The organism is Photorhabdus temperata, assembly GCF_025384845.1.
Classification (GTDB): Bacteria; Pseudomonadota; Gammaproteobacteria; order Enterobacterales; family Enterobacteriaceae; genus Photorhabdus; species Photorhabdus temperata.
The window spans coordinates 32,215-50,036 of the sequence record NZ_JAJAFX010000014.1 but is presented as its reverse complement, the minus strand read 5'-3'; the positions used below and the strand labels follow the sequence as shown (position 1 = coordinate 50,036).

Genomic DNA, 17,822 nt, shown 5'->3' with positions numbered 1-17,822 from the left:
TTTCGGCCAAATCCAGAGTAAGTTTAGATTATGGACTATTTCACTTTATTCGGGCTGCCGGCTCGTTATGCTATTGACCGTGAACAGCTGACATACTGCTATCAGGAATTGCAGCGTCAGTTTCATCCTGATCGCTTTGCTAATCAGCCGGAGCGTGAAAAAACGCTGGCGTTGCAGCAGGCAGCGACTATCAATGACGGCTATCAGACGCTTAAACATCCACTAAAACGCGCTGAATATATGCTCTCTCTGCATGGTTTTGATTTAGCCAATGAGCAGCACACTATGAATGACCACACTTTCCTGATGGAACAGCTCATGTTGCGGGAAGAGTTGGAATTTATTGAAAGTAAAGCGAATGCAGAAGCGGCACTGGCTGATTTCGCTGAACGTCTGAACGGGATGATTAAAACCCGCAGTCAGCAAATGGAACAACAATTGAATGATCAGCAGTGGGAACAGGCAGCCGATACCGTTCGTAAATTGCGTTTTCTGGATAAATTGCAGCAGCAGGTTGAACAACTGGAAGAACGTTTACTGGACGACTTTTAAGGAAAGCGTATATGGCTTTATTACAAATCAGCGAGCCGGGTTTATCCGCTGTACCACATCAACGTCGTTTAGCTGCCGGTATTGATTTAGGCACGACGCATTCATTAGTTGCCACTGTTCGCAGTGGGCAAGCGGAAACTCTGATGGATAGCGAAAACCGTTACCTGCTTCCTTCCGTTGTCCACTACCATGAGAATGGTATTGAAATTGGCTGGCTGGCCCGTCAACAGGCGGTGCATGATCCGGTTAATACCATCAGTTCTGTGAAGCGCATGATGGGGCGTTCTCTGGCTGATATTCAGCAACGTTACCCAAATCTTCCTTATCAATTTCAGGCGAGTGAAAACGGTCTGCCGTTAATCAATACGGCGACGGGTTTGGTCGATCCCATTCAGGTTTCTTCTGAAATTCTTAAATTGTTGGCACAGCGTGCAGAAGAAACACTGGATGGTAAGCTTGATGGGGTTGTGATCACCGTTCCGGCCTACTTTGATGACGCCCAGCGTCAGGGAACAAAGGACGCGGCGCGTTTAGCCGGATTACATGTTCTGCGCCTGCTTAATGAACCCACCGCTGCTGCGATTGCCTACGGGCTGGATTCTGGTCAGGAAGGGGTTATCGCGGTTTATGATTTAGGTGGCGGTACCTTTGATGTTTCCATCCTCCGGTTAAGCCGAGGTGTCTTTGAAGTGCTGGCAACCGGCGGCGACACCGCGCTTGGTGGGGATGATTTCGATGCGATGCTGGCTGACTGGATCCGTGAACAGGCGGGTATTGGCAATCGTGATGACCATCGTCTGCAACGCCAGCTATTGGACGTTGCCGCTCAAGTGAAAATTGCCTTGAGTGATGCTGATGTTGCAGAGATAAACATTGCCGGTTGGCAGGGAAAAATCACCCGTCCTGAATTTGAATCACTGATTACACCATTGGTAAAACGAACTTTGCTGGCAAGCCGCCGGGCGTTGAAAGATGCTGAAGTCTCTGCGGACGAAGTTTTACAAGTGGTTATGGTGGGCGGCTCAACCCGCGTACCGTTGGTTCGTCATAGGGTTGGCGAATTTTTTGCCCGTGAACCGTTGACTTCCATTGATCCTGATAAAGTTGTTGCTGTCGGCGCATCAATTCAAGCGGATATTTTGGTGGGTAACAAACCGGATAGCGACATGTTGCTGTTGGATGTTATTCCGCTGTCACTTGGGTTGGAAACAATGGGGGGGCTGGTTGAAAAAGTGATTCCACGCAATACAACCATTCCGGTTGCAAGAGCGCAGGAGTTCACTACCTTCAAAGACGGCCAGAGTGCGATGAGTATGCATGTGGTACAAGGGGAAAGGGAATTGGTGAGTGATTGCCGTTCACTGGCCCGTTTTACCCTGCGTGGCATTCCTCCGTTACCGGCGGGTGGCGCTCATATCCGGGTTACGTTCCAGGTGGATGCTGATGGCCTGTTGAGCGTGAGCGCGTTGGAAAAATCCACTGGTGCAGAAGCTTCTATTCAAGTGAAACCGTCCTATGGTTTGTCTGATGAAGAAATCGCCCGCATGATAAAAGATTCTATGGCGAATGCTCAGGAAGATATCAATGTGCGCAAACTGGCAGAACAAAAAGTAGAAGCGGCGCGGGTACTGGAAAGTGTCACCAGTGCGTTAGAAAAAGATGCCGATCTGCTGAATGAACAAGAACACGCGGCGATTGATACTGCCGTAGAAACACTTATAAAAAGCGTTCAGGGGAGTGATCCTGAAGTGATTGAGAACGCAATTAAACAACTGGATAAGCAAACGCAGGAATTCGCTGCACGCCGGATGGATTCATCTGTTCGTCGGGCGTTGGCGGGCCATTCTGTGGACGAGATTTAATTATGCCGAAAATTATATTTTTACCTCATAACGATCTTTGCCCTGATGGTGCAGTTTTGGAAGCCAAAGAAGGGGAATCCATTCTGAATGTTGCATTGCGCAATGGGATTGAGATTGAACATGCTTGTGAAAAATCCTGTGCTTGCACCACTTGCCACTGTATCGTTCGTGAAGGTTTCGATTCACTGGAAGAGAGTTCTGAACTGGAAGATGACATGCTGGATAAAGCCTGGGGGCTCGAACCGGAAAGTCGTCTGAGTTGTCAGGCCAGAGTCTCGGACGAAGATTTGGTTGTCGAAATTCCAAAATACACCATTAACCATGCCCGTGAGCACTGATTGGCAGGAGAAATATCAATGAGCCTGAAATGGTCTGATAGCCGTGAAATCGGTGAAGCGTTGTTTGACAAATTTCCTGATTTGGATCCAAAAACAGTTCGCTTTACTGATATGCATCAATGGATTTGTGATCTGGATGATTTTGATGATGCGCCTGAAAAATCCAATGAAAAAGTTCTGGAAGCTATTCTTTTGGTCTGGCTGGATGAGTTTGAGTAACAAATAGCATTAATTTGTTATTTATCTGTCACAGTTTTAAGGTAGTCTGAGCTTTAATGAAAAACTGGCTTTAGCCAGTTTTTTTATAGGGTTAATATCTGGCAGACGAATGAATAATGATATGGGTGGAAGTCTGAATAAAATCCTGGCTGCCATCAAGCGGTGAATAATAAGAGGTGAGAAAAGAATGACTAAACAAATCATGCCAATAACACTGTCTTATGAGCCAGCAGCAGCTTGCTGGGGTGAAAAAGCGCTGATTAGTTCGAGTGAGCAAGGGATGACGATTCATCTGACTGGTAAAGGCAAATTGGGTGCGATTCAACGTGCCGGGCGTAAAATTGATGGTCAGGGAATTCGTCATGTAGCTTTGGTTGGCGAAGGCTGGGATTTAGAAAAAAGTTGGGCATTCTGGCAAGGCTTCCGGGCGCCAAAAGGCAGCCGTTCTATTGAATGGCCTCAATTGCCGGCGGCTGAAAAACAAGAACTGGAAAGCAGAATTAGAATTATTGATTGGGTGCGTGACACCATCAATATGTCGGCGGAAGAGCTTGGGCCGGAACAATTAGCGAAGCGTGCTATTGACCTGATGTGTGGCGTTGCTGGTGAAGCGGTAAATTATCGCATTACTAAAGGCGAAGATTTACGTGAACAGGGTTATGCTGGTATTCATACTGTTGGCCGAGGCTCTTCCCGTGATCCGATTTTGTTGGCGCTGGATTACAACCCGACTGACAACCCACACGCGCCGGTATTCGCCTGCTTGGTGGGTAAAGGCATCACATTTGATACCGGTGGCTACAGCCTGAAACAATCTTCTTTTATGGACTCCATGAAATCAGATATGGGCGGAGCGGCAACGTTGGCAGGTGCGCTGGCATTGGCAATCAGCCGTGGCCTGAAACAGCGCGTTAAACTGTTCCTCTGTATTGCAGATAACATGGTCAGTGGTAATGCCTTTAAACTGGGTGATATTATCCGTTACCGTAATGGTAAATCTGTTGAAGTCATGAACACGGATGCGGAAGGTCGTTTAGTGCTGGCTGATGGTTTAATTGATGCCAGCAGAGAGAAAGCGAAGTTAATCATTGATGCGGCGACCCTGACTGGCGCAGCGAAAACGGCTGTGGGTAATGACTATCACTGTGTATTCAGCTTTGATGATAAACTGGCGGCGGATCTGTTGGCTGCATCAGAATCTGAAAATGAATTATTCTGGCGTCTGCCATTGGCTGAATTTCATCGTAGCCAACTGCCATCGAATTTTGCTGACTTGAACAATGTGGCTGCACCATCACATAGTGCCGGTGCCAGTACTGCGGCGGCTTTCTTGTCTCACTTTGTGGAAGAATACCAAAAGGGCTGGGTTCATATTGACTGCTCTGCAACTTACCGTAAATCTGCGGTAGAACATTGGTCGGCTGGTGCAACAGGTTATGGGGTTCGCTCGATTGCTAATTTGTTGTTGGCGAAAGCGAAATAAATCCATTTTATATAAAAAAACTGATTGGAGATTTTTATGAGTTCATTAAATGAATTAGTTTCGGTTGAAGTTGATGTGCCAAGTGGCAGCGCGATAACACTTAGCCAGCCGGAAGAATATCCTTCACAGCTCATTGAAGCTCTGGTCAGTTTATTTAGTCAGCGTAAACCTGTCCGTCGTGCTTTTATCATCCAGGCCCATGATAAAAATGTGGATGAAAAACCTAATTTATTAATTGGGCTGGAAATGAATGGCACGGAGGATGAGATTGAACAGCTAATTCAAGAAGCTGGCGGTATTGCCTGCGAATACACCTCTGAAGAAGAACCGATTGACTTCTGCCTGGTTGATGAAAAGGAACGTGGTATCAGCCATTATTTGATTCAGCATACACAGCCATTTTACCAGCGTAAATTAGGCAGTTGGTTACGGGGGAATATTCCGGTAATGAATAAGTGACTTGTAAAATCTCTGATGTTAATTTAGCTGAGATATATTTTAAAGGTAACTGGTACTGTTATACCGCATAATTGCAATAGATTTATTGTGTTAAAACAGTACCAGAGTAGTTGCCTATCTCATTAGAGCCATTTTATTTTCCATCAATAAAATGTTCATTATGTACGTATTTCCTATCACGAATCTTTTTTTAAATATGATGATATCTAAATATAATTATTTATAAGTTTCGATTATATTTATATAGTTAACTTGAACTTCGCTTAAGAAGAGAACTAAATACCTGAAGTACGATCAGAGTGAAATGATTTCTAATTGAAATGGTATTTTGTCGGTTAAATATGTTTCAAATGGAACATTCGAGATATCGTAGTTCGATAAGTTTTCTCTTGGAAATAGCGGCCGGATTGATTGCCTATACCTTCTAACCCAAAAAGCCGAACCTGAATTTACATGCCTCTAAATTGGCTGTTTTTAAACAGATCTAAAGTTAGTTAAGTAGGCGTGTTATTACCCTTTAAATTATGAAGTTAATCTATTAGTGCAAACAACTACATTAAAAATATATATATAAATATTTTCACAATTATTTTTATTTAAATATAATTTTGTTATATCGCTCTGGTAATGGATGCACTAATTGCAATTGATTGATGGATTGAAAAACCGCGTGGTGCTTGTTTTTTTGTGATCTTGTTAATGTTTTTGTTATTTTTCTTTTAGAAAATTATTTAATATTTGTTATATATTAAAAGGTTTAAATTTTATTTATTTGAAATGGCAGTTAGAAATATACAAGTTTCATTAACTAATTGATATGGCTTGAAATGATATAATTCCACATTTTAAAAGTATTGTAATTATATCATTTGTTTGAATTGTTTTTAATGAATATCAATGAGATAGGAGGTTTGTTATGCTAAAGTGTACGTTTTAGTAATCTATATAAGTTTATATAATTTAGAACTAAATGGGGGAAATTAAATGTTATTACATGATGTGGTTGGAAATACACCAATTGTAAAGTTGGAAAAGATCTCAAAAGATTTATATGCAGATATTTATGTGAAATTAGAATTTCTTAATCCTTGGGGTTCTATTAAAGATAGAGCAGCCAAGTCAATGCTTGAATCAGCTATAAAAAATGGGCAGATAGATTCACAAACTACGATTGTTGAGGCAACAACGGGTAATACTGGTATCTCTCTTGCCGGGATATGTGCATCTATGGGACTAAAGCTTATTATTGTGATGCCAGAATATGTTTCTGAAGAGCGTAAAAAGTTATTAACTCTGTTAGGAGCAGAAATTATCCTCACGCCAAGTGGTGAAAACTATGCTGGAGCGGTAAAAAAAGCACAAATGCTCTCAAAAAAGGCTAACTATTTTCTTGTCGACCAAGGGAATAATCTTAATAATCCTCAAGCACATTATCAAACCGGCAATGAAATTATCAATTTTTTTAATGGTACTCCAGATATATTTATCGCAGGTATTGGGACTGGTGGGCATTGTAATGGTATAGGGAACACTCTTAAAAAATATCGTTCGGATACATATATCGTTGCGATTGAACCTAAAAGTGCTGCTGTTTTAAGTCAGACGACTCCTTTAGATGAGATCAATTCTAACCATGGTGTATTGGGAATTGGCCCTGGAATAATCGCTAATACTGTGGACCGGAATATTATTGATGAAGTGTATATTATTGATGAAAATTCTGCTTTCCAAACTACCAGAAAGATTATAGAAAGTGAAGGGTTGTTAATAGGTATTTCGTCTGGTGCTTCTTTGCATTGTGCTATTGAATTGGCGAGTAGGGAAGAAAATAAAGGAAAAAAAATACTAACAATAGCTGCTAGTCAAACAGAAAGATACCTTTCGGTGGGGATCTGAATGGAGTTATTATAATTATGAATATAGGAATTATAGGTAGTGGAGCAGGTTGCATTTCAATACTTAAACATTTATTACAATATAAATGTCAGCTTAGTTCCATTCTGATATTTTCAAAAGATCATAACCAGGTCGGATTTGCATATAAAGATGTTCCAGAAGTTTTCATAATGAATACTAGATTAGATTCTCTCACCCAATTTAATGATGTGATAGGTATAACTGATTGGTTGACGGCTAAGAAATACAATTATTGTGATAACGATTATCTGCCGAGGCGAGTTTATGGCGCTTATCTACAAGATGTGAAATATAACTTAATCGACCAGTTGAAGAAAACAGGTATTGTTGTGCATACTTACGGAAAAGCAGATTATTTAGATGAAGATGGTAATATCATATGCAATGGCATCTGTTTTAAAACTGATGCGAGTGTGTTAGCTATCGGTTTTGGAAAAGATATTCTAAATGACCACTTATTTGATAGAATAGCAAGTTTACCATACGGTGGAACAATTGATGTATACGGTTCAGGTCTGACGTCTATTGACATTTTACTTTATATTTATACATATAGGCCAGATCTGAAGATGCAATGTTATTCACTATCAGGTCGGTTTCCCAGAGTGAGGGGGAAATTCAAGGCGGGTGGTGCATCTATTTTTGATGACTATAATGAAACTATTCCTTCTTTTAATAGTATAATACAGCTGTTTAAATCTTTGGTCACGAAAGATATTGAGAAATATATATTGTTTAATCCTCTATGTGCGTTAAAAGATGAAGTCGAATATTGTTCAGCTTATACACCTATTTGGCAAGAAAGGTTATATAATGGAACAATGAATTATCTTGATTTCTACCAAAAATTGGGCCGGGATGATCAAGTTCTTTTGCATAATATTAGACATCAATTTATTGAAACCCGAGCGATGTTTCCATTAGTAAATGCGCGTAAACTAGCGACATTAATTGATGATGGACAACTGTCTATCTTATCTCGACGTTATGATCCTACCACTGTTAATAAAAATTCAATTTTAGCATTCAATCCAATAATGGATTTGGAAATTATTCAAATGAGTCGCTTACCGATGCATTCCATTAGTGGCGTTGACGTTGATAGAAATTGCAAAGTCAATGATAAAAGAAACATCTATGTACTTGGCCCAATGACAAATGGATCACGTTTCTTCACAGAAGCAACGTCGCTTACCGTCAGAGATGCAAAACTGATAGTCGATGCTTTGATTATCTCAAAAGAAGGACAGACCCATGAACTTGTCAGATATTGCTAGATTTAGAAAGCTCTTAAAAGGAGTTTCAACCATTGATATTGTCTCTTTTGGTAGCGCAATTTCCCCCGAATATTTAATTAATTTAATTTGTAATGCTAGTTGGAATGGTCGATACAATGAGAAATTTGGATTCATTGGAGCATCACTACCAGGTAATGGTTGGCATGGTGGTTTTAACTCACTGCTTCTTGGTCACCATGTGGATTGGGTTGTAGGCGGATTTTTCGGAACTGTTAATCATATTAACTCGGCGCTAGGCGAAAATAGTATCGAGGTACACAATATACCGCAAGGAGTGGCGAGTTGTTTACTTTCTAGTGATGAGAGGAAATTGCTGACCACCATAGGTAAAAATACCTTTATTGACCCAGATAACAACGGCTCATTGATTAATAATGATTACTCAGCAGAAAAGCTATCTATAGTGGAGTCATCAGGTGAACAACTATGTTATTCACTGCCAGATAGTGATTTGGTTTTACTAAGAGGATCAGGATTTACGCCGGATGGAAACATTGTTCTAGAGACAGAGCCTATAGATCTTGATATAGAACAATGCATAAAATCTGCTCGGCTGAGGAAAGCGAGAATCGCTATCCAGCTACCGGATAAAGTGATTAAACATTACAGTAGTTTTTGCTATAGGAATTTATTTGATGAGGTATTTATTGCACCTTCATCATTGCATTGTATCTCTTATTTGCCAAACAGGTATCATCACTATTGTGGAAATCTATCGCGAACATGCCTAGTGTCGGAGAGCATTTCATACCAGTTAGCTGCCAGAATTAGCAATGGCGAAAAACTGATTGTGGGTATTGGCCTTCCAGTTCCAGCAATTAATCATATAAAGCGTAGACAGGAAGATAAAACATTTACGGCGTATATTGAATCCGGTGTTGAAGGCGAAATTATTTACGATGGCGAGGGATTTGGGATGTGCAAAAATGGCAGAAAAGTTTTCTCTCAGGCAGCTATGTTTAAAAGTATATGGAATGGAGACATTGATCATGCTGTACTGGGTATTGGGGAAATTGACAAGGATGGCAATGTGAATGTGTCTCATCTCGGTGGTAAGTTCTATGGTGTAGGAGGTTTCATCGATATTAGTCAATCGATTAATAAAATTTCATTTTGTTTTAGAAAAAAAACAGCATTGGAGCGGCTGTCTCATATTAGTTTCCGTGCCGATGATGAAAAAGATATTGAATATTTAGTGGGGTAACATGAGTAGTGAACAAGGATTTATTATTAGTTTCTGCACTATCTTATTAGTAGGTATTGCTAGCCCTGGCCCAGGCTTCTTGGTCACGATGAAAAATGCGGTTACGTATTCAAAATCTGTAGCAATGATGAGTGTGGTAGGTATTGCGACGGCCAATGCATTATTCACAACTTTGGCGTTAGGTGGGCTAACTTTCGTTTTGAAAGAACCAGCAATACTTTTTACGCTCTATATATTAGGAGGAACATACCTGCTTTATTTAGCTTATCGATTATTTCGAATAAAACCAATGAACGATATTGAGTTGAACACATTATCTGATAAGCGAGACTGCACATTTAAGTCTGGGTTTATATTACAACTATATAATCCTAAAGCAATTTTACTCATTAGTAGCGCTGTATCAGTTAGCATGCCACAGGATATCAATATAAGTATTTCAGTGATTATGATCTCAATGGCTTTCATAATTAGTTTTTTGTGGTACGGAGGGATAGTCATGATTATAAATTATCAAAAAATTCGTGATTATTTACTGATTAAAATTCACCTGGTTAATAAACTGTCTTCGCTGATTATATTTTTTATGGCTATGAAAATTTATTATTCTGCGATGTACTTAATATAATTTTTGATAATTGATGATATAGGTAAGCCGGATCTGAATTTAAATCACAGCTGCGACATTCATGAATAAGGGGATAGGGTGAAAAAAACAAGCAATTTAGAGGTAAAATTTTTGATCTGATTTCAGGGAATTTGTTATAGTGCCAGATGGTAGCGGACAATATGTGTTTTGCCCGCTACGGTCAGCAGACAAGTTGCTTTGTGATGTGTAAATTATAGTGATAGTTTTGGAGGATTTTTTAATTTGATAAGAATTAAAATTACTCTATTTGAAATTTATTTTTCATAATAAGTACTTATTATTGCACATTGGCAAATACCTTAAATTTTCATCCTATAATACAGATGAAATAAGAATGGTTGGATTAATTAATGATTGTACAATAACACCAGATATTGGATATTGTGTTTGGTTTTATTCTGTTAAATTATTTCCATGATTGTTTTATGAATTTTATTTTTTAAATATTATTGTTGTTTTTATCTTTAAATATATGCTTTACAGCAAGGTATAATAATTTTATGTTAATATTTCAAGGCAATAAATATAACGGCGAGATAATCATTTCATGTTGAAAAATTAACTTGTGGCGGAGCGGCTATAATTTGTGATCTGCTTATAAGAATGCGACGATATAATGGCCTTTCATTATTTTATTGACGTGCATCAATGCTATTGTTACCCGTATCGTTTAATAGATACATTACTTCAACAAAACTAATGGATATGCCATGTCATTAAAAATAACTGTACTTCTTGAAAATAGAACATCTGACTCATATTTGATAGCTAAACCTGGTTTGAGTCTTTTACTTGAGGATGGTGAAGAGAAGATAATTTTTGATACCGGTCCGGATGGCAGCTATCTCGAGAATGCGAATAGGATGGGAATATCTGTTGATGATATATCCAGGATTGTTATCTCCCATGGTCATTCTGACCATATAGGTGGTGTTAATTATTTTCCCCATAATGCTAAATTAATATGTCATCCCGATGCGTTAAATGAGAAATATTATGGTGTTATGTTTAAAAATTTTGCTTTAAGATTTAAAAAAACATCAGGTAAAATTAATAAAAGAATTAAAAAGAAAGTCTTTTTTCGTTTGACAAAATCGCATATGAAGATAAGTGAACGATTTGTTTTTTCAGGTGAAATAGCAAGTAATCATCGGAAAGCCTGTGGTTTAGTCAGAAGGAGTTCTTGGGCTAATGATTATATACTTGATGACAGTGCATTAATTTGGAAAAGTGATAATGGGCTTGTGATTATTATTGGCTGTGGTCATTCGGGTATTTGTGAAATAATTAATCACGCTAAAATGATTACCGGTGTGGATAAAGTATGCGCGGTGATAGGTGGGTTGCATTTAAAGAGAGCATTACCTACAGAGTTATTGAAGATCAGAGAGTTTTTTGTAAAAGAAAATATAAAAGAAGTCTATGGATGTCATTGTACCGGTAGCTGGGGAAGGCTCTGGTTGCCAAATGTTAAGCAACTAAAAACCGGACAGGTGTTATTAGTGGAGTAACGTGGTGAAAGGTATGCAGAAAATGGATTTTCATTGGGTTATTACTCTATTTGCTACGGCATTGGAGTGGGCGGTTTTTGCTGCCTTAAATAATTGGGTTTATAGTAATGATTGGTTAATATTTTTATTATAGAGTTTATTTATATTTTTTATTGCATTTTTTTATTATAGAGGATTTTATTTATTTTTTATAAAAAATAATTTAAATAATGGGAGTTTAACGTGAGTAATTATTGCCACTTTTAGTAAGAAAGTGGCATCATATGTCAATGTATTTTAAGTTTTATTTTGTAAATGTATTTTTATATATTTTATGTTGCTGGATTTGTTTTGTCGTTAAATGTGGTTATAATGATCATATTAGCTAATATTAATTGTGATTATTATCTTTGGTAATTTGTTTATATATTATCTGGAGTTATGTTTGGATTATTTTCTGATGATTTTTCTAAATGTTTTTATATTGTTGTTGGCAATGGCGCTTATATTTAATTTCTTGTTTTTTATTTGATGTTATGAATAACCAATTGATTAATATGAGTTATTTCTTGGTGCCGTTGTCAGTATAATGATGATTTTTTTATTTTTAGTTTTATTTGTTATAATCTCGAGTTAACTTTTAATATGTTTTTTAATTTAATGATTAATATGGGGAAATAGTTTGTTATGTATTGGGTGAAATTGTATTGTTATAACAATTTTAATATTTATTGCTGTTTTAATTCTTTAAGTTATTAATCCGTAAATTATATAAATAATAGTAATGGGATTGTGGAGGAGTTATCGATATTATTTCGTTTGATTTTCCATTTGTGTATTTCATTAGAGGGGGAATATAATATTGAATCTGGATGTATTTAACCCAATGATGATATTTATATCCGGTGCGACAACTCCCATTTTCTCTTTACTCAACTTATCTTAATTGTTTGTTCTAGGCTATTTTACTTTCCGTAAATTATTGGAGAAAATAATTTAATAAGGGATTATTTCCAATAACTTAGGGAAACAGTATGCAAGATTTTCCAAGATATATAGAGTTCTTAATCAGCGATTGAATCAATAAATTCAGACTTATTTATCGTCTTTATGATATTTAATTTGTCGAAATAAGACGTTATTATATGAGCTTAATGATCTGTATGTTGTCTCATAGTATGTAGAGGTGGTATTCAGTTGCTTATATTTTCTTGATTTAAATTTAATATGTTGATTTATAAAATTATTTATTAAATTCTACTACCGGTTGGTTGGGATAAGGCAGGGGTTATAGTCATGAATCAAAGTCAATTCTGGCGGTGGCCGGAAAGAAAAAAGCATTATTTTGCTGTGATGTTAGCTTCTTTGCTGATGCTTGCTGGTTGTGATCAGTCTGACAGCACTGATAATAATAAAGCAGCGCAATCGCAGTCCACAGAAATTCAAAGCGCAAAAGCACCTCAACAGTCAAATACTCCACCAAAATCAGTAAAACAGAAAGATGCGACATCACTGGCTGAACTGGCAAAACGTTATGCCGGTAAAGAGGTGACCATTCTGGATGCCTCGGAAGTTCAGCTTGATGGCGCCAGCGCGATGGTGGTGACATTTTCTGTTCCTTTAGATCCAAATCAGAATTTTGCTCAAAATGTCCGTTTGGTGGATGTAAAACAGGGCAAGCTTGATGGAGCGTGGGAGTTGTCAGATAACATGATGGAGCTTCGCCTGCGCCATCTGCCGCCATCCCGTAAACTGCAACTGACCGTAGATAAAGGCGTTAAAGGCATCAATGAGCGTCAGCTTGAAACCGCGTATGAGAAAACCCTGACAACCGAGACGATTTCGCCATCTGTTGGTTTTGCCAGCAAGGGCTCTTTGTTGCCAAGTAAAGTAGCCGAAGGTTTGCCAGTGTTAGCACTCAATGTGAACAGTATTGATGTTAACTTTTTTAGGATAAAAGAGACGGCATTACCCTCTTTTATTGCACAGTGGCAATATCGCAACAGCATGAATTCTTGGGAATCTGAAGAAATACTTAAAGATGCGGAATTGGTTTATACCGGCCGTTTCGATCTGAATCCAACACTGAATACCCGCGAAAAGTTACTGTTGCCATTAAATAACATTAAAGCGTTGCAGAAAGACGGTGTTTATATGGCGGTGATGCAGCAGGCGGGTAAATACATTTATGCCAATCCGGCGACAATGTTCACGCTAAGTGATATTGGTGTCTCCGTGCACAGCTATCTGGATAAGATGGATGTGTTTACCCAATCTCTGGAACAAGGCGACAGCCTGAAGGGGGTGGAAGTTCGTCTGTTGGATGAGAAAGGGCAGTTATTGTCAAAAGCAATGACAGACGCGGATGGACACGCCAGTCTGGAGAAAAATGCGAAAGCTAAATTATTGCTTGCTACCCGTGACAACCAAACCAGTATGATTGATTTGGTATCACCGGCGCTGGATCTGTCTGAGTTTGATATCGCCGGTCCACAAGGATACAGCAAGCTGTTTTTTGTTTTCGGGCCTCGTGATCTCTATCGCCCCGGTGAGACGCTGATTGTGAATGGGCTATTGCGTGATGGTGATGGTCGTGCAATTAAAAGCCAGCCGGTCAAAGTTGATGTATTAAAAACAGATGGTCAGGTTGTCCGTAGTTTTGTTTGGCAACCTGAAAACGGGTTGTATCAGTATCGCTACACGATTCCTCAGTCAGCGGCTACCGGACTCTGGTCGTTACGTTTTGATTTGGGCGATAACAAGCCCCGTTATTACAAGTTCAATGTAGAAGATTTTATGCCGGAGCGTATGGCGCTGGACATTAGCAGTGAAGCGCAACCGGTGATGAAAAACCACGGTGTCGATTTCGCCATCAAAGGCCGTTACCTGTATGGCGCGCCCGCTGCGGATAATCGCCTGCAAGGGCAGTTATTCCTGCGCCCAAACCGTGATGCGGTCGCTAAATTACCGGGTTATGAGTTTGGTGCCGCCACTGAAGAAAATCTCAGTCGTACATTGGATGAGTTTGATTTGACGCTGAACAGTGGCGGTGAAGCCGCATTGAATGTCAGCGCGGACAACTGGAGTTCAGTCTCTTCGCCGGTAAAAGTGATTGTTCAGGCCAGTCTGCTTGAATCTGGTGGCCGCCCGGTGACACGTCGGGTTGAACAAGCGGTTTGGCCGGCGGAAAAACTGGTTGGTATTCGTCCACTGTTCAATCAGAAAGCAGTTTATGACTATCGTACCGGTCGTGACCAGAGCCGCTACAATGTGGATGAAAATTCATTGGCTGAATTTGAGCTGGTTTATGCCGATGCCAATGGCAAAAAATATGCCGCGAAAGATCTGACCGCCCGTTTGATTTATGAACGCCATGATTATTATTGGCGCTGGTCGGATGGTGAAGGCTGGCAGTCAGGCTATGACCAGAAAGATTTGGTGATGGCGGATGAACATATCCAGATTGCGCAGGAGGGTACCGCAAAGGTCAGTTTCCCGGTTGATTGGGGTTCGTACCGTATTGAGGTGGTCAATCCGGAGAATCAACTGGTCACCAGCGTTAATTTCTGGGCAGGTTATTCATGGCAGGATAATACCGGTGGCACCGGTGCTGTCCGTCCTGATCAGGTAAAACTGTCTCTGGATAAGCCGGCTTATCGAGCGGGTGAGAAAGTAAAACTGCATATAGCTGCACCACAGGCAGGTAAAGGTTATCTGTTGGTGGAGTCCAGTGAAGGGCCGCTCTGGTGGCAGGAGATTGATGTACCGGCACAAGGTCTGGATGTGGAAGTGCCGGTTAATAAAGAGTGGCGCCGTCATGACCTTTATCTGACTGCGGTAGTTATTCGTCCGGGAGATAAATCCCGTCAGGCGACACCAAAACGTGCAATTGGTGTATTGCATCTGCCGTTGGCGGATGAAAACCGTAAATTGGATCTGACGTTATCCGCGCCGGAAAAAATGCGTCCAAATCAGAACCTGACAGTTAAAGTCAAGGTTACACCACAGCAAGGGCAGAAATTGCCTGAACAGGTTAATGTGCTGCTTTCTGCGGTAGACACTGGTGTACTCAATGTCACTAACTTCAAAACCCCGGATCCCTATGAGGCTTTCTTTGGTCGTAAACGCTATAGCATCGATCAATATGATGTGTATGGTCAGTTGATTGAAGGTGAAGGTCGTCTGGCAAATCTGCGTTTTGGTGGTTCTGGTGATGAAGATGCTCCTGCCCGCGGTGGTAGAAAACCATTAACTGAAGTGCAGATTATTGCTGAACAGGCACAGCCTGTGACATTAAATGAAAAGGGGGAAGGGGAGATTGTTCTGCCAATTCCTGATTTCAATGGTGAACTGAGGCTGATGGCTCAGGCGTGGAGTAAAGATGAGTTCGGTCATGGTGAAAGTAAAATTGTTATTGCCGCACCGGTAATTACACAGATGGCGTTACCTCGCTTTATGGCGGGGGGGGATCATTCATTGTTGTCGTTGGATCTGACCAACTTAACCGAACAGACGCAAAACTTGACTTTAAACTTTACGGCTAATGGGCTGATTAAATTAGACGATGCGTCCAGCAAGGCAATAACCTTGGAAAAAGGTAAACGTACAACAGTGGAAATTCCTGTTACGGCTGATCATGGCTTTGGTCAGGGAGAAGTTTCCCTGACGATTAATGGCCTGAATCTGCCCGGTGAAGCGCTGAAACAGTATAAAAATAGCTGGAAGATTGGTGTGCGTCCGGCACAGCCAGCAGAAACCAGGCTGTTTGCTGAGGTTATCCGCCAGGGAGAAAATTGGCAGTTGCCGTTAGATGCCATATCGGGTTTAGCGCCGGCAACGCTCGAAGGCCAGTTGTTACTGACCAGTCGTCCGCCGTTACAGATTTCACGTTATATCCGTGAGCTGTACGCCTATCCGTATGGCTGTCTTGAGCAGACTATCAGCGGACTTTATCCGTCACTCTATTCAAATGAAGCGGAGCTGAAAAAATTGGGTATCAAAACGGACAGTGACAGCAAACGCCGGGCCAGTATTGATGAGGGTATTATTCACTTGTTGAGTATGCAGCGTCATGATGGGGGTTTTGCCTTGTGGGACCGAACCGGTGATGAAGAGTACTGGCTGACGGCTTATGTCACAGATTTCTTGTTCCGTGCGAGCCAGCGAGGTTATAGCGTACCCAAGGAAGCGCTGAATTCTGCCAATAACCGTTTGCTGCGTTATTTACAGGATAAGAATGTCATTAACTATCGTTACAGCCAGAATCAGGAAGCCATGCGGTTCTCGACTCAGGCTTATGCCGGTCTGGTGCTTGCCATCCAGCAGAAAGCGCCGTTGGGTGCTTTAAGACAAGTTTATGAGCGTCGTTCTCAGGCAGGAAATGGTTTGTCGCTGGTACAACTGGGGGTTGCATTGAAGCTTATGGGTGATAACACCAGAGCGGATGAAGCTGTCCGCTTGGGGATCAATAAAAACCGTAACGATGATGTCGGATTGGGGGATTATGGCAGTTCCATCCGCGACAATGCTCTGATTGTCGCGCTGTTGACTGAAAACAATATGTTGCCAAAAGATCGTGATGAGAAATTACTGGCGTTGTCTGATGAGTTGACATCCCGTGACTATTTCTCAACTCAGGAGAGTAATTCACTCTATCTGGCTGGGCGTTTCTTTATCGATACTTCAGAACAACCGTGGGAGGCGGTGGTTAATCAGCAGGTTCCACCGTTGAGTCGTGATAAGTCATTGAATCAAGTGATGAACGCGGAGCAGATTCTGCAAGGTGTTGATATCAGCAACCGTGGCAACAGCACACTCTATTCTCGCCTGAATGTCGTGGGTTACCCGCTGCATTCGCCGAAACCCTACTCTAATGTGCTGAAAATTCAGCGTAGCTATCTGGATATGCAGGGTAATCCAGTTTCTATTGACCGTTTGAGAAGTGGCGAAATGGTGGTCGTGAAGCTGGTAGTCAGCTCAGATAAATCAGTACCGGATGCGCTGATTGTTGATTTACTGCCTGCCGGTCTGGAAGTGGAAAACCAGAATCTGGCTAACAGCAGTGCCAGTTTGAGTGACAGTGCTGCGAATCTCCAGGAGCTGATTGGTGATATGCAACAGGCGACGATTCGTCATACTGAATATCGTGATGACCGGTATGTGGCGGCAGTCGCGGTTGATTCCACTCAGCCAGTGACATTGCTCTATCTGGCTCGTGCTGTGACGCCGGGTGTCTACGCTATTCCCGCACCTCAGGTTGAATCTATGTATGTGCCTTACTGGCGTGCGGTAGGTTCTGCACCTGAAAAACTGGAAGTTGTCCGCTAAACCCTGTCAGCCCTTATGCTCAGG

Annotated in this window: 11 protein-coding genes and 2 pseudogenes; all 13 read left to right on the top strand. The window is 40.8% G+C overall.

Features of this window, described 5'->3' with window-relative positions:
• Positions 1-30 precede the first annotated feature (30 nt).
• The 13 genes and pseudogenes from hscB to LGZ99_RS07470 all read left to right on the top strand — a co-directional run bounded on the left by hscB (position 31) and on the right by LGZ99_RS07470 (position 17,798).
• Positions 31-552 (top strand): co-chaperone HscB, encoded by a 522-nt coding sequence (gene hscB, locus LGZ99_RS07525; RefSeq protein ID WP_262978997.1) that lies wholly within the window; start codon positions 31-33, stop codon positions 550-552.
• Between the two features lie 11 nt (positions 553-563).
• On the top strand, positions 564-2,414 hold the full coding sequence (hscA, locus tag LGZ99_RS07520; protein WP_262978996.1) for a Fe-S protein assembly chaperone HscA: 1,851 nt from the start codon (positions 564-566) through the stop codon (positions 2,412-2,414).
• Between the two features lie 2 nt (positions 2,415-2,416).
• On the top strand, positions 2,417-2,752 hold the full coding sequence (fdx, locus tag LGZ99_RS07515) for an ISC system 2Fe-2S type ferredoxin (protein WP_021323903.1): 336 nt from the start codon (positions 2,417-2,419) through the stop codon (positions 2,750-2,752).
• An 18-nt stretch (positions 2,753-2,770) separates the two neighbouring features.
• Positions 2,771-2,971 carry a Fe-S cluster assembly protein IscX gene (gene iscX / locus LGZ99_RS07510; protein WP_021323902.1) on the top strand — a complete coding sequence of 67 codons (201 nt, stop codon included), beginning with the start codon at positions 2,771-2,773 and terminating at the stop codon, positions 2,969-2,971.
• 187 nt (positions 2,972-3,158) lie between these two features.
• Positions 3,159-4,454, top strand: a complete 1,296-nt coding sequence (gene pepB / locus LGZ99_RS07505; RefSeq protein ID WP_036838212.1) for an aminopeptidase PepB — start codon at positions 3,159-3,161, stop codon at positions 4,452-4,454.
• A 66-nt stretch (positions 4,455-4,520) separates the two neighbouring features.
• Positions 4,521-4,913, top strand: a pseudogene (locus LGZ99_RS07500) (enhanced serine sensitivity protein SseB C-terminal domain-containing protein); the annotation flags it as partial.
• 308 nt (positions 4,914-5,221) lie between these two features.
• Positions 5,222-5,341, top strand: a pseudogene (locus LGZ99_RS25000) (IS982 family transposase); the annotation flags it as partial.
• 556 nt (positions 5,342-5,897) lie between these two features.
• The gene (locus tag LGZ99_RS07495) at positions 5,898-6,809 is read left to right on the top strand and encodes a PLP-dependent cysteine synthase family protein (protein WP_023044216.1); all 912 of its coding nucleotides are present in this window, start codon (positions 5,898-5,900) and stop codon (positions 6,807-6,809) included.
• Between the two features lie 17 nt (positions 6,810-6,826).
• Positions 6,827-8,107 (top strand): FAD/NAD(P)-binding protein, encoded by a 1,281-nt coding sequence (locus LGZ99_RS07490; RefSeq protein WP_021323897.1) that lies wholly within the window; start codon positions 6,827-6,829, stop codon positions 8,105-8,107.
• A complete protein-coding gene (locus tag LGZ99_RS07485) occupies positions 8,085-9,332 on the top strand; it encodes a propionate CoA-transferase (RefSeq protein WP_036838213.1) in 1,248 nt (415 codons plus the stop codon). Before LGZ99_RS07490 ends, LGZ99_RS07485 begins: the two co-directional genes overlap by 23 nt.
• Position 9,333: 1 nt before the next feature.
• Positions 9,334-9,960, top strand: coding sequence for a LysE family translocator (locus tag LGZ99_RS07480; RefSeq protein ID WP_051769337.1), 627 nt, complete (start codon positions 9,334-9,336; stop codon positions 9,958-9,960).
• A 731-nt stretch (positions 9,961-10,691) separates the two neighbouring features.
• The gene (locus tag LGZ99_RS07475) at positions 10,692-11,492 is read left to right on the top strand and encodes an MBL fold metallo-hydrolase (RefSeq protein ID WP_036838215.1); all 801 of its coding nucleotides are present in this window, start codon (positions 10,692-10,694) and stop codon (positions 11,490-11,492) included.
• Positions 11,493-12,767: 1,275 nt separating this feature from the next.
• Positions 12,768-17,798 carry an alpha-2-macroglobulin family protein gene (locus tag LGZ99_RS07470; protein ID WP_036838217.1) on the top strand — a complete coding sequence of 1,677 codons (5,031 nt, stop codon included), beginning with the start codon at positions 12,768-12,770 and terminating at the stop codon, positions 17,796-17,798.
• Positions 17,799-17,822: the final 24 nt, after the last annotated feature.

Coding starts and splice junctions, on each gene's coding strand:
- LGZ99_RS07470 (WP_036838217.1), top strand. CDS start 12,768: ATGAATCAAAGTCAATTCTGGCGGTGGCCGGAAAGAAAAAAGCATTAT.
- hscA (WP_262978996.1), top strand. CDS start 564: ATGGCTTTATTACAAATCAGCGAGCCGGGTTTATCCGCTGTACCACAT.
- pepB (WP_036838212.1), top strand. CDS start 3,159: ATGACTAAACAAATCATGCCAATAACACTGTCTTATGAGCCAGCAGCA.
- iscX (WP_021323902.1), top strand. CDS start 2,771: ATGAGCCTGAAATGGTCTGATAGCCGTGAAATCGGTGAAGCGTTGTTT.
- LGZ99_RS07475 (WP_036838215.1), top strand. CDS start 10,692: ATGTCATTAAAAATAACTGTACTTCTTGAAAATAGAACATCTGACTCA.
- LGZ99_RS07490 (WP_021323897.1), top strand. CDS start 6,827: ATGAATATAGGAATTATAGGTAGTGGAGCAGGTTGCATTTCAATACTT.
- fdx (WP_021323903.1), top strand. CDS start 2,417: ATGCCGAAAATTATATTTTTACCTCATAACGATCTTTGCCCTGATGGT.
- LGZ99_RS07495 (WP_023044216.1), top strand. CDS start 5,898: ATGTTATTACATGATGTGGTTGGAAATACACCAATTGTAAAGTTGGAA.
- LGZ99_RS07480 (WP_051769337.1), top strand. CDS start 9,334: ATGAGTAGTGAACAAGGATTTATTATTAGTTTCTGCACTATCTTATTA.
- hscB (WP_262978997.1), top strand. CDS start 31: ATGGACTATTTCACTTTATTCGGGCTGCCGGCTCGTTATGCTATTGAC.
- LGZ99_RS07485 (WP_036838213.1), top strand. CDS start 8,085: ATGAACTTGTCAGATATTGCTAGATTTAGAAAGCTCTTAAAAGGAGTT.